Annotated in this window: 13 protein-coding genes and 1 pseudogene; 7 read left to right on the top strand and 7 right to left on the bottom strand. The window is 71.4% G+C overall.

Annotated features, from left to right (window positions below):
- The 3 genes and pseudogenes from AC1DZA_RS19620 to AC1DZA_RS19610 form a co-directional block, all read right to left on the bottom strand.
- Positions 1-210, bottom strand: a pseudogene (locus tag AC1DZA_RS19620) (SHOCT domain-containing protein); the annotation flags it as partial.
- Between the two features lie 37 nt (positions 211-247).
- Entirely contained in the window at positions 248-688 is a 441-nt protein-coding gene (locus tag AC1DZA_RS19615; RefSeq protein ID WP_309978032.1) for a DUF6325 family protein, read from the bottom strand.
- A 24-nt stretch (positions 689-712) separates the two neighbouring features.
- A complete protein-coding gene (locus AC1DZA_RS19610; RefSeq protein ID WP_476762993.1) occupies positions 713-1,105 on the bottom strand; it encodes an SHOCT domain-containing protein in 393 nt (130 codons plus the stop codon).
- A gap of 207 nt (positions 1,106-1,312) precedes the next feature.
- Between AC1DZA_RS19610 and AC1DZA_RS19605 the strand changes: the two genes are divergently transcribed.
- Positions 1,313-1,660 (top strand): carboxymuconolactone decarboxylase family protein, encoded by a 348-nt coding sequence (locus AC1DZA_RS19605; protein ID WP_476762994.1) that lies wholly within the window; start codon positions 1,313-1,315, stop codon positions 1,658-1,660.
- On the opposite strand, the gene AC1DZA_RS19600 is transcribed toward AC1DZA_RS19605, so the two are convergent.
- On the bottom strand, positions 1,657-3,909 hold the full coding sequence (locus tag AC1DZA_RS19600) for a winged helix-turn-helix domain-containing protein (protein ID WP_476774016.1): 2,253 nt from the start codon (positions 3,907-3,909) through the stop codon (positions 1,657-1,659). The two genes, AC1DZA_RS19605 and AC1DZA_RS19600, sit on opposite strands and share 4 nt — an antisense overlap.
- Positions 3,910-4,081: 172 nt before the next feature.
- Here AC1DZA_RS19600 and AC1DZA_RS19595 point away from each other — a divergent pair, with 172 nt between their 5' ends.
- Complete coding sequence (locus tag AC1DZA_RS19595; protein WP_309978041.1) at positions 4,082-4,480, top strand: SHOCT domain-containing protein; 399 nt, start codon at positions 4,082-4,084, stop codon at positions 4,478-4,480.
- 15 nt (positions 4,481-4,495) lie between these two features.
- Here AC1DZA_RS19595 and AC1DZA_RS19590 read toward each other — a convergent pair whose 3' ends face one another.
- Positions 4,496-5,233, bottom strand: coding sequence for an alpha/beta fold hydrolase (locus AC1DZA_RS19590; protein WP_476774015.1), 738 nt, complete (start codon positions 5,231-5,233; stop codon positions 4,496-4,498).
- A gap of 137 nt (positions 5,234-5,370) precedes the next feature.
- On the opposite strand from AC1DZA_RS19590, the gene AC1DZA_RS19585 reads away from it, so the two are divergent.
- Genes AC1DZA_RS19585 through AC1DZA_RS19575 form a run of 3 tightly spaced genes read left to right on the top strand, consistent with a single transcriptional unit; the run spans position 5,371 to position 7,857 of the window.
- Entirely contained in the window at positions 5,371-6,267 is an 897-nt protein-coding gene (locus AC1DZA_RS19585; protein ID WP_476774014.1) for a hypothetical protein, read from the top strand.
- The gene (locus tag AC1DZA_RS19580; protein ID WP_476774013.1) at positions 6,228-7,022 is read left to right on the top strand and encodes a ferritin-like domain-containing protein; all 795 of its coding nucleotides are present in this window, start codon (positions 6,228-6,230) and stop codon (positions 7,020-7,022) included. Before AC1DZA_RS19585 ends, AC1DZA_RS19580 begins: the two co-directional genes overlap by 40 nt.
- Before the next feature lie 31 nt (positions 7,023-7,053).
- Positions 7,054-7,857: a class I SAM-dependent methyltransferase gene (locus AC1DZA_RS19575; RefSeq protein WP_476774012.1), complete on the top strand. Its 804-nt coding sequence runs from the start codon at positions 7,054-7,056 to the stop codon at positions 7,855-7,857.
- Between the two features lie 59 nt (positions 7,858-7,916).
- On the opposite strand, the gene msrA is transcribed toward AC1DZA_RS19575, so the two are convergent.
- A complete protein-coding gene (gene msrA / locus AC1DZA_RS19570; protein WP_309978051.1) occupies positions 7,917-8,462 on the bottom strand; it encodes a peptide-methionine (S)-S-oxide reductase MsrA in 546 nt (181 codons plus the stop codon).
- Entirely contained in the window at positions 8,459-8,959 is a 501-nt protein-coding gene (gene msrB, locus AC1DZA_RS19565; RefSeq protein WP_476763652.1) for a peptide-methionine (R)-S-oxide reductase MsrB, read from the bottom strand. Before msrB ends, msrA begins: the two co-directional genes overlap by 4 nt.
- A gap of 168 nt (positions 8,960-9,127) precedes the next feature.
- On the opposite strand from msrB, the gene AC1DZA_RS19560 reads away from it, so the two are divergent.
- Together AC1DZA_RS19560 and AC1DZA_RS19555 are read left to right on the top strand one after the other, a co-directional pair.
- Positions 9,128-9,430, top strand: a complete 303-nt coding sequence (locus AC1DZA_RS19560; protein ID WP_476774011.1) for a hypothetical protein — start codon at positions 9,128-9,130, stop codon at positions 9,428-9,430.
- Positions 9,431-9,514: 84 nt separating this feature from the next.
- Positions 9,515-11,227, top strand: a complete 1,713-nt coding sequence (locus tag AC1DZA_RS19555; protein ID WP_476774010.1) for a cation:proton antiporter — start codon at positions 9,515-9,517, stop codon at positions 11,225-11,227.
- Positions 11,228-11,234 lie beyond the last annotated feature (7 nt).

The raw sequence follows: 11,234 nt of genomic DNA, 5'->3' as shown, positions 1-11,234 counted from the left end.
GGCCGCGGCAGCCGCCTGCTGCTGGGCGACCGCGTCGGCGGCCGCCTGCTGCATCGCCGCCTGCTGCTGTTGCGCCTCGTACTGCTGCGCCTCCTGCTGCTGCTGCGCCGCGGCCTGCTGCTTGCCGGAGACGGCGCCGCTCACGGCGGTCGCCGTGCCGGCGACCACCGCGGTGCGGGCTGCCATGCCGACCAGTCCAGGTCGGCCCATCCTTCTCATCATCGGCATCGGTCTCGTCCTTCCGTGCTCAGTTCTCGGTGAGCGCGCCGGCGGCGCGCACTTCCTCGACCACGGCGTTCACGACCGGAGCCGGGATGCGCACGGAGTCGACGACGAACCCATCGGCCTCGAACAGCTTCGAGGCCAGGTGCTTCGCCCAGGTGAGCTCGACCACGAGGAGGAGCGCCGAGGTGCCGAGCGGAAGCCGCCCGCTCAGCTCCTCGAGGTCCTCGTGCGACGCGATGCCCGAGGCGGCGAGGTCGATCTCGCCGATCTCGATGCCCGCCTCGTCGAGCTCGATCCACTCGATCTCCCCGGTCTCGGCCCGGGTGACGTAGACGAGATCGAGTAGACGCACGGTCCCGGCATCCGCCAGGTCGAGGATCGCGTCGAGGACGCCGGCCTTCGGACGGTCGCCCTCGAACGCGGCGAGCACCAGCTCGACGGGCCCGAATTCCAGATCGGTCATGATTCGCCTTTCCTGTTGCCGGCCCTACGCGCCCTGCAGCGCCTTGGCCTTGAGCGCGTCGAACTCCGCCTGCGTGATGGCACCGGAATCGAGCAGCTGCTTGCCCTTCTCGATCTCGGCCGCCGTCGACGACGAGGAGGATCCGGCCACCGTGCGGATGTAGTCCGCGTTGGCGGCCTGGGCCTCGGCGGCCCGAGCTGCATTGCGCTCCGCCATCCCGCGGCCCCGGGCGATCAGGTAGATGAATGCGGCCAGGAACGGCAGGAACACGAGGAACAGCACCCACAGGGCCTTGCCCCAGCCGTTCAGCGTGTTGTCCCGGAAGATGTCGATGAACACGGTGATGAAGATCCAGATGCACGCGATGATCACGTAGAACCAGAAGAGCCACACCAGGAAGTCCCAGAAGCTGTTCATACCAACGGCCTTTCGTTCCGCTTGACCGGTCTCGCCGGTATCCCTTCGGACGCTAGGCGGCGAGGTTCCCCCTCGCATCACGCAGATCGGATGATCCTCGCCGCTTCAGACCGTCGTCGGGCCGAATCATCCCATCTGCATGATGCGTGGGATCGCCGCAGGGCGTGCACTGGTGCGTAACTTCGACCGACGGGGAAGGGGGCCGCCGTGGACTACACGGACCGCCTGCGCAGGCTCGCGATCAACGACGAGCGGCTCGCGGAGGAAGGCCTCGATGACCTGGGCGTCGGCGTCGTCGGACTCGACGCGAAGTCGCTGGCGCTCGCCCGCATCGCCGCCCTCGTCGCGGTCGGCGGAGCGGAACCGTCGTTCGGGTCGCAGGCGGACGCGGCGGTGAGCGCTGGGGCGACACCGGGCGAGATCGTCGACGTGCTGGTCGGCATCATCTCCGTCGTCGGTCTGCCCCGCGTGGTGGCGGCGGCGCCGAAGGTCGCGATGGCGCTGGGCCACGATATCGACGACGCATTCGACGACGCCGGCGTCACTCGCGACTAGGCGCCGAGCAGGCCCAGCGCCATGGCGCGCTCGACCGCTTCGCTGCGCGCCGAGACGCCGAGCTTGCGGTAGATGGAGCCGACCTCGGAGCTCACGGTGTTGCGCGAGATGAACAGGCGCTCGCCGATCTCGCGGATGGACAGGTGCGTCTGCAGGTACGGCAGCAGCCTGAGCTCGGCGGGCGTGAGCGGCGGGCCGCCGATCGGGCCCGGCTGCTCGCTCGACGTCACGGTCTCGCGGAGTCGGGCGGCCTCGTCGACGAGGGTTCCCAGCGCCGGACGATGCAGGAGGATGTCGTCGATCTCCCGCAGGAGGTGCGCGGAGGTGGCGCGGTCGGTGAGCGCCCAGAACACCCTCGCCAGCTCGAGTCGCACACGCACCGAGATGTGCGGCACGGCGGACGTGCACGTGGGCCTCGCCCGCATCGCCCTCGTGAGCTGTCGGTGCGCGGCCGGAAGGTCACCCCGGTGCACCTCGAGGCGGGCGGCCTCGACGAACGTGAGCACGGCGGTGGCGTAGTCGTGCATGTGCCGGCGCTCGATCGCGGCGAGGGCGGTCTGCACATGGCCGTCGGCGTCGCTCCACCGGCCCGAGTCCATGGCGAGCTTCGCGAGCTCGGACTCGCTGACGATGAGCACGTCGTTGTTGCCTCGCGCCGCCGCGGTCGCCGAGCACTCCGCGAAGGCGGCCGCCGCGAGCTCGGTGGAGCCGAGCAGCAGGTGCGCCTGGCCGAGGAGTGCCAGCGCCTGGTCTCGCCACGGACTCCACGACGGCTCGGCGTCGAGGGCGAATCTGGCGTCCGACAGCGCCTGTTCCGGGCCGGCGGGGCACATCATCGCCCGCAGCATCGCGCGCGCTGACTCGAACGAGGCGGATCCGTCGTCGGGCACGCCGTCGTAGGACGCATGCTCGAGCACCGACGCCCAGCGGTCCGCTTCGTTGACCTGCCCGGTGAGGGCCGCGAGCCAGCCGGCGAGCACGGCGAGCGGGGGATACGCCTCGATCGCCGGGTCGCCGAGCGCGGCGAACCACCGCTGCACCGTCGTCAGTTGACCGGCCTGGTAGGTGTCGAGGGTCACGGTCGACACGAGGTGCGTCGCCCGGGGCCGCTCGCCGGCGTCGTCGAGCAGGTGCTCGATCGCCATGGCGGGGGAGCCGTGGTCCTCGAACCAGGAGGCAGCAGCGAGGTGGAGGGCAGCGACCTCCTCGGGTTCCACCCGGCGCAGCTCCCCGAGCAGGAACTCGCGGAAGAGCGCGTGATAGCGGTACCACTCGCGGCGGCGATCCAGGGGGACGAGGAACACGTTGGCGGCCTCGAGCTCGCGCAGCATCTCCTGGGAGTCGGCGCGGTCGAGCACCGCGTCGCAGAGCTGCGCGGAGAAGGTGTCGAGCGTCGCCGTGCGGCGGAGGAACTGCTGTTGCGGCTCCGTGAGCTTGGCCATGGACTCGCGATAGAGGTAGTCGGCGACGTAGCGGTCGTCGCCGGAGACGGCGACCGACTGGGCGCCGGTGTCGTGCGCGATGACCGCGGCGAGGTACAGTCCGACCGGCCACCCCTCCGTGCGCTCGGCGATCATCGCCGCGTCGTCGGGACTCAACGGCACGTCGGCGTCGGCGAAGATCGCCGCGGCGCCGACCGCGTCGAGGGCGAGCTCGGACGTGGTGAGCTCGAACGTCTGCCCGGAGGCCCGGAGTCGGGCCAAGTGCGGCTGTTCCCCGCGGCTGGCGACGATCACCTGCGAGTCGCGCGGGACCCCCGCGAGGACGATGCTGAGCACGTCGTGGCACGCGGGCGAGCGCACCACATGGAGGTCGTCGATCATCAGGACGAACGGCGCGGGTGCGGTACGCAGGGCGGATGCCAGGAGCGGAGCCGCGCGTCCGAGTGCTGACCCACCGTGCCCCCGCACATCGTCAGCGAGGGATTCGCGCCCCGGGGAGATGCGGGCGAACGCCGAGGCGAGCAGCGTCAGCAGGGCGGCGGGGTCGTCGTCGAACCGGTCGAGCGACACCCAGGCGACGGGACGGTGCTCGAGGCGCGCCCACTCCGCGAGGAGCGTCGACTTGCCGTACCCGGCGGGCGCGGTGACCCCGACGACCCGGCGTTGTGCCGAACGGGCTTCGGCGATGAGCGGGGCTCGACTGACCGAGCCACGGGCTGGGGGCTCCGGGACTGACAACTTGGCGTCGAGCAGGAGGCGATCCAGCTCGACCTCCGACGCGAGGGACGCCGGAGCTTCCTCGAACACGTTCGAAGCCTATTCATCGCACAGAGGATTACTCAAGAGCCCGCGGACGCGGCGTGTCGGAACAGCAGGAGAACATTCCCCGCACGGGATGTGTCATCTGTGGCACCCCGGGGAGTAGGTTGGCGACACGGCCGCCGGGCGGCCGCGGCATCCGACACCGTAGGAGACTTCGATGACCTTCTTGAGCAGCGTCTGGGACGTGTTCTGGTTCTACTTCATGATCTTCGCGTACATCGCGTATCTCTTCGTGCTGGTGTACATCCTGATCGACATCTTCCGCGACCACACGCTGAACGGCTGGCTCAAGGCACTCTGGGTCCTCCTCCTCGTCTTCGTGCCCTGGCTGACCGCCATCGTGTACCTCATCGTGCGCGGCAAGTCGATGTCGGAGCGCACGGAGGCGCGGCGCAACCCGAACATCGTCGAGTACTCCGACGCCGAGGTGCGCTCGGTCTCGTTCGCCAGCCCCACCGACGAGATCGCGAAGGCACAGGCGCTCCGCGACCAGGGCGTCATCAGCGACGGCGAGTTCGAGGCGCTCAAGGCCAAGGCACTCGGCAACAAGTTCTGACGCCGACGGGCGTGATCAGACGGTGCCCGCGGCCGCGAGGATGGCGGACACCGCGGCATCCGGCTGCGAGACCATCGAGACGTGCGACGCGCCGTCGACCTCGCTGACCGTCGACCCGGCGCGCTCGGCCATGCGGCGCAGCACGGCGACCGGGATGACGCGGTCGTCGGTGCCGATGACCGCCCAGCTCGGGATCGTCTTCCACGCGGGCGCACCCGACGGCGTGACGTTCGCCACGAGCGACGCCGGGCGCTGGCTGGCGACGATCGTCCACCGGTCGGCCTCGGGAAGGTCCTGCGCGAACGAGCCGTGCACGACGTCGGCCTTCAGGAAGACCTCAGCCGCACCCTCCGGCGCCCCCGGGTACCCGGCGATGTCGAACACCGACGTCGGGTCGGCCACGGCGAGCGCGGAGCCCGAGCCGTCGAGGATCTGCAGCACCGTCTCACCCTCGTCGGGCATGAAGGCGTTGACGTAGACGAGCGCGCGGACGTCGCCCGCCGCGGCACCCGCGTTGGTGATCACCGCTCCGCCGTACGAGTGGCCCACGAGCACGACCGGCCCGCTCGTGCGCTGCGCCAGGAAGGACGCGACGTACGCGGCATCCTCCGTGAGTCCTCGCAGGAGGTTCGGCGGGACGAGCACGGTGAATCCCTGCGCCTGCAGCGCCCTCGTCACCGCGTCCCAGCTGGAACCGTCGGCCCACGCCCCGTGCACCAGCACGATCGTCGGCTTCGTCGTCGCATCCGTCATCGTTCGCCCTTCCTCGATCGGGCGAGGCCCGACCGGCGCCGCCACGGCGCAGACTACGCCGAGGCGCCGGTGCTGCACCAGAGCCGGGCACGCCGCGATCGGTGGCACGCCACCGCCGAACCCCGTAGCCTCGGCTCATGGCGCGCTCACCGTCGACCCCGTCGGCCGAACCAGCCGACTTCGACGTGCGGGAGTTCGCGAGGTCCGCGCGCGGCAGCCTGCGCGACGACCTCGACCTCGACGGGATCGCGTCGGTGCGGCACGACCGTGATGTCGTGGCCGTGCTGGGAGACCTGCGCGCGCTGGAGGGTGCGACGATGGCGCACCTGCGCAACGTCCTGGTGTCGCCGACGCACAAGGACGCGCGAGTCACGGCCTTCCTCGTCACCTGGGCGTTCGAGAAGTTCTGGATCGCCGATGCGCTCGCGGCGGTCATCGAGGCGTGCGGTGGCAGCGCGGGCGTCGCCGGCGGTCCGGATGCCACGCTGCCACGCGGCATCCGACGGGGCTCGGGTCCCGTGCGCCGCGCCCTCGCCGGCTTCACGCAGGGCTCGGACATCGTGGGCGCGCACCTGACCGTGGGACTCGCCGACGACTGGATCGGCGAGGCGCTGTACGCACGCGTGCTCGCCCACGACCCGTCGCTCGCCGTCGCCGTCGCCCGGGTCGCGGCGATCAGGGAGCGGCACACCCGCTTCTTCGCCGGGGAGTCCAGCCGGCGCGTCCCGGCGTCGCGCAAGGCGGCACGGCTCGCGCGACGCGAGCTCCGCATCACGCCCTGGCCGCTCGGCGCCGCCGCGCTCGCACCCGGGCGACGGCGCGAACTGGCCCGGTTCGCGTGGTCGGGCCCCGACGGCCGCGCCGCGCTCGGCACACTCGAGCGTCGCATCGCCGGCATCCCGGGGATCGGCGCGGCCGCGGCATCCGCCGTCTCGAGGCGACTCGCGCCGGACACGTCCACCCGACGAGACACTGACCAGACGGAGGTGAGCACATGGGGTTCGACATCGACCGCTACACGGCGACCTCGGTGAGCGTGCACTGGGACGACCTCGACCTCGAGGACTTCCGCCGCCACCCGCTGCCGCCCGATTCGCTGCGCACCCTGCGCTACATGGCCGACGTCGAGTACCACACCGTCTGCTACACGAGGGACCTGCTCACCACGCCCTCGCATCGGGAGACCGACGTCAGCGCCTTCATGACGATGTGGAACCGCGAGGAGTTCTGGCACGGGGAAGCGCTCGCGGCGGTGCTCGCCGTCCACGACGTCACCGTCGACTACGACGTGCTGAAGGCCAACCGGCTGAAGCTCGGCTGGAAGGACCGCCTCGACCCCATCAAGCAGTCGGTGATGGGCTCGCTCGTGGGTGCCGACTTCGTGGCCGTGCACATGTCGTGGGGTGCGGCGAACGAGTGGTCGGCGATCACGGCGTACCAGCGCATGGCCGAGCTCGAGGAGCATCCCGTGCTCGCGGAGCTGCTGCGTCGCATCGCGAAGCAGGAGGCGCGGCACGTGGCCTTCTACACGTCGCAGGCGCGGGAGCGGCTGGCGGCGAGCACGAAGGCGCAGAAGATCACGCGCTTCGCACTCAGCCGGTTCTGGGCGCCGGTCGGGTCGAGCATCAACACCACCGCCGACGTGCGGCACGTCATGGGGCACCTCATGAGCGGGCCCGACGGCCGACGCGCGGCGCGAAAGGTCGACGAGAGCATCAGCGGGATGCCGGGACTCCGCGGGCTCACGATCGTGCAGGACGCGCTGGACGAGCTCGGCATCCCGGCCTGACCGCGCAGGCGGGTGCGCGGTACCGTTGAGCATGGCTCATGTCGAGGCCGCCGACACCTGGGAGCAGGGTCCGGCCTACGAACGGTACGTCGGGCGATGGAGCCGCCAGGTCGCGCCCGAGTTCCTCGAATGGCTCCGGATGCCCGCCGGCCTGCGCTGGCTCGACGTCGGATGCGGCACTGGGGCGCTGTCCGCCGCCGTGCTCGCGACGCAGGATCCCGGTTCGGTCGACGGCGTCGAGCCGTCGAAGGGGTTCCTCGAGGCCGCCGTCGGCCACCTCGGCAACCGGGTGACCTTCCATCGGGCGGATGCCGCGGCCCTGCCGCTCGACGACGCGTCGGTGGACGTCGTGGTGTCGGGGCTCGTGCTCAACTTCCTCCCCGACCTCGACGCCGCCCTTGCGGAGATGTCGCGGGTCGCCGTCGCCGGTGGGATCGTCGCCGGGTACGTCTGGGACTACGCCGACCGGATGCAGCTCATGCGCTGGTTCTGGCGCGCCGCGGTCGAGTTGGACCCGAGGGCCGCGGCCCTCGACGAGGGCGCGCGCTTCGAGACGCTGACGCCGGAGGGACTCAGCTGGCGGTTCGCGAGCGCCGGACTCGTCGACGTGGAGTCGGGCGCCGTGGAGGTGCCCACGCCGTTCGCCGACTTCGACGACTACTGGACGCCGTTCCTCGGCGGCCAGGGCGTCGCGCCCGCCTACGCCATGTCGATCGACGAGCCGGCGCGGGAACGCCTGCGTGAGCGGCTGCGGGAGCTCCTGCCGACGGAGCCCGACGGGTCCATCCGCCTCGTGGCGCGGGCGTGGACCGTGCGCGGGGTCGTGCCCGGCTGACGCGAACGGCCCCGGCGGACGCTCGTCCGCCGGGGCCGTCGCGGTCAGCGACCCGTGCCTTACGCCACGGGCTCCGCGCTGCGCTTCGGCAGCTTCCAGTCGGGGCGCACGTAGTGGCAGGTGTAGCCCCACGGCATGCGCTCCAGGTAGTCCTGGTGCTCGGGCTCGGCCTCCCAGAAGGGGCCGGCCGGCTCGATCGTCGTGACCACGTCGCCCGGCCAGATCCCCGACGCCTCGACGTCGGCGATCGTGTCGCGGGCCACCGCCTCCTGCTCGGGCGACTGGGGGAAGATCGCCGAACGGTAGCTCGTGCCGATGTCGTTGCCCTGCCGGTTGAGGGTGGTCGGGTCGTGCACCTGGAAGAAGAACTCGAGCAGGTCGCGGTACGACACCTTGGCGGGGTCGTAGACGATCTCGAGCGCCTCGGCGTGGCCGGGGTGGTTGCGGTAGGTGGCGTTCGCGTTCTCGCCGCCGGTGTAGCCGACGCGGGTGTCGATCACGCCCGGGCGCTTGCGGAGCAGGTCCTCCATGCCCCAGAAGCAGCCGCCGGCGAGGACGGCGGTCTCGGTTCCGGGAATGCGGGTGACGTCGCCTGGGGCCGTCATGATGCGTCCTCCTTCTCGGACGCTGCGCTCGCGGCATCCGTGGTCGTGCTGCTGGTGGGGAACAGGGAGCGGTACCGGCCGTAGCCCTCCGACTCGAGCTCCGACGCCGGCACGAAGCGCAGCGCGGCGGAGTTCATGCAGTATCGCAGGCCTCCGGCCTCGGCGGGGCCGTCGTCGAAGACGTGGCCGAGGTGGCTGTCGGCGGCCGACGAGCGAACCTCCGTGCGCTTCATCCAGAGCGACCCGTCGACCCGCTCGGTGACCGCGTCGGGCTCGATCGGCCGGGTGAAGCTCGGCCAGCCCGAGCGGCTGTCGTACTTGTCGGTCGACGCGAACAACGGCTGTCCCGAGACCACGTCGACGTAGATGCCCGGCTCGTGGTGGTTCCAGTACTCGTTGCGGAAGGCGGGCTCGGTGCCCTCCTCCTGCGTGACCTTGTACTGCTGCGGGGTGAGGCGGGCGACCGCCTCGGGAGTCCTGCGGTAGTCCTCTGACACTTCGTTCCTCCTTCGGGGGCGTCGCTGGCTGCGGCGCCTCGACGGGGGACACCCTGCGGTGTCGCACGTCACCATGTAGAACCGGCTGCGGCGCCGCCCTGTTCCGCATCCCACGCCTCCCCGCTGTGACTTCGCTGTGAGCGCCGATGCCGGACCGCCGACGTACGATTGGAGCACGTCGGCCGGGGCGCTCTGGAAGGAGCAGCACTGGCCACCACCTGGCATCCGATCCTCGCCGCGACCGAACCCGAACCGGGCCGCTGGCGGCTCGTCGACAGCACCGGACGCGAGTACGGCACCGTCACGATCCTTCGCGTCGACGGCGCGGTGCGCTACCGCGCGGAGTTCGGCGGGCGCCTGCTCGGCTGGGGCACGACGCTGCGCGGGGCCTGCGAGCGCGTGCACCACGAGTTCGTGCGGTCGCACGGACCCACGGAATGGCCGGGATATCCCGACTTCCGCCCCCGGTGACCGCGACGCGGTGACCGGATGCCGCGTCGCGCCGCCGCGCGCTCATGCGCCAGACTGGCGGGCAGGCGTGTGGGGAGGAGCCTCGTGGAACTCTTGATCGTGGCCGTGCTCGGCCTGCTCGGCATCGCCGCGGCCACCGCCATCGGCCCGAAGCTCGGGTTCTCCGCACCGCTCCTGCTCGTCGTCGTCGGCATCCTCGTGAGCTTCTTGCCGTTCGTGCCCGACATCGAGGTCGACCCCGAGTGGATCATCGCCGGTGTCCTTCCCCCGTTGCTGTACTCGGCCTCGGTGTCGATGCCGTCCATGGAGTTCCGGCGGGAGTTCGGTGCGATCAGCGGCCTCTCGGTCGCGCTCGTGGTCGTGAGCTCGGTCGCGCTCGGGCTCCTGTTCTGGTGGCTGGTGCCGGGCGTGACGCTCGCCGCCGGCATCGCGCTCGGGGCGATCGTCAGCCCCACCGACGCGGTCGCGACCTCGATCGTGAAGCGCGTCGGCGTGACGCCGCGCGTCGTCACCGTGCTCGAGGGCGAGAGCCTGCTGAACGATGCGACCGCCCTGGTGCTGCTGCGCTCGGCCATCGCCGCGACCGCGGCCACCGTGACCTTCTGGGACATCGTCGGCGACTTCGTGTTCGCCGTCGCGGTCGCCGTCGTGATCGGCTGGCTGGTCGGGCGGGCCAACCTGTGGGTGCGGTCGCGGGTGACGGATGCCACGGTGAACACGGTCATCTCGTTCACCGTGCCGTTCCTCGCCTCCGTGCCGAGCGAGGCGCTCGGGGCATCCGGTCTCGTCGCCGCCGTCGTGGCGGGGCTCGTCACCGGCCGCGGGGCGATCCGCAGCCTCTCGCCCCAGCACCGGATGTCCGACGTGCAGAACTGGCGCACGATCGAGCTCATCCTCGAGGGCACGGTGTTCCTCGTGATGGGCCTCGAGCTCTCGACGATCCTCAGCGACCTCACCGACGAGACGCGCGGCGTGGAGCTCGGCGCTCGGGTGGCGGCGATCACGCTCGTGGCGGTGATCCTGGTGCGGGCGCTCTTCGTGCTGCCCATGCTCGGCCTGCAGCGGCGCAGTTCCCGCCGCGGGGCGAGCATCAAGCCGCACCTCACGGCGTTCCAGGAGCGCCTCGACACGGTCGAGCCCGGCGAGGTGGTCGCGCCCGAGCCCCAGGGTGGCTCAGGTCGTCGCCGGGCCGGCCGGGTGCTGTCCGCCGCCTCCCTCCAGCGGTTCCAGACCCGCATCCGCCGCAAGGTCGCTGACATCGACTACTTCATGGCCGTGCCACTGGGCTGGCGCGAGGGCACGGTGATCGTCTGGGCCGGAATGCGGGGCGCCGTCACGCTGGCGGCCGCGCAGACGCTGCCGCAGGGCACACCCGACCGGTCGCTCGTGATCTTCATCGCGTTCCTCGTGGCAGCGGGTTCGCTGCTCATCCAGGGCGGCACGCTGCCGTGGCTCGTCCGCCTCGTGAAGCCGGCCGGGGTCGACGTCGAGGCAGCCCGCACCGAACGCGCGCAGCTGGAGGAGATGCTGCGGGGCGTGGCCGATGACCTGGTGCGCGAGCATCGCGAGGCGCGGGCGGCCACCGGGGAACGCCAGCACGGCGACCGGGATCCCGCCGCTGATCGGGAACTCTTCCGCACGCTGCGGCTCGAGATCATCGAGGCGCAGCGGGAGGCGCTGCTCGCCGCCCGCGACGACGGCACGTTCAGCGCGTCGGTGCTGACGGGGGCGCTCGAGACGCTGGACGCCGACCAGATCAGCATGGACCTGCGCGGGGAGCATCGCGACGTGGCGTGATCACGCG

It is taken from the genome of Agromyces sp. P2_B3, from assembly GCF_056404815.1.
Note: the sequence above shows the minus strand (reverse complement) of the source record. Positions and strands in the feature narration are given on the sequence as shown.

Coding starts and splice junctions, on each gene's coding strand:
- AC1DZA_RS19615 (WP_309978032.1), bottom strand. CDS start 688: ATGACCGATCTGGAATTCGGGCCCGTCGAGCTGGTGCTCGCCGCGTTC.
- AC1DZA_RS19585 (WP_476774014.1), top strand. CDS start 5,371: ATGGCGCGCTCACCGTCGACCCCGTCGGCCGAACCAGCCGACTTCGAC.
- AC1DZA_RS19610 (WP_476762993.1), bottom strand. CDS start 1,105: ATGAACAGCTTCTGGGACTTCCTGGTGTGGCTCTTCTGGTTCTACGTG.
- AC1DZA_RS19575 (WP_476774012.1), top strand. CDS start 7,054: ATGGCTCATGTCGAGGCCGCCGACACCTGGGAGCAGGGTCCGGCCTAC.
- AC1DZA_RS19580 (WP_476774013.1), top strand. CDS start 6,228: ATGGGGTTCGACATCGACCGCTACACGGCGACCTCGGTGAGCGTGCAC.
- msrA (WP_309978051.1), bottom strand. CDS start 8,462: ATGACGGCCCCAGGCGACGTCACCCGCATTCCCGGAACCGAGACCGCC.
- AC1DZA_RS19590 (WP_476774015.1), bottom strand. CDS start 5,233: ATGACGGATGCGACGACGAAGCCGACGATCGTGCTGGTGCACGGGGCG.
- AC1DZA_RS19595 (WP_309978041.1), top strand. CDS start 4,082: ATGACCTTCTTGAGCAGCGTCTGGGACGTGTTCTGGTTCTACTTCATG.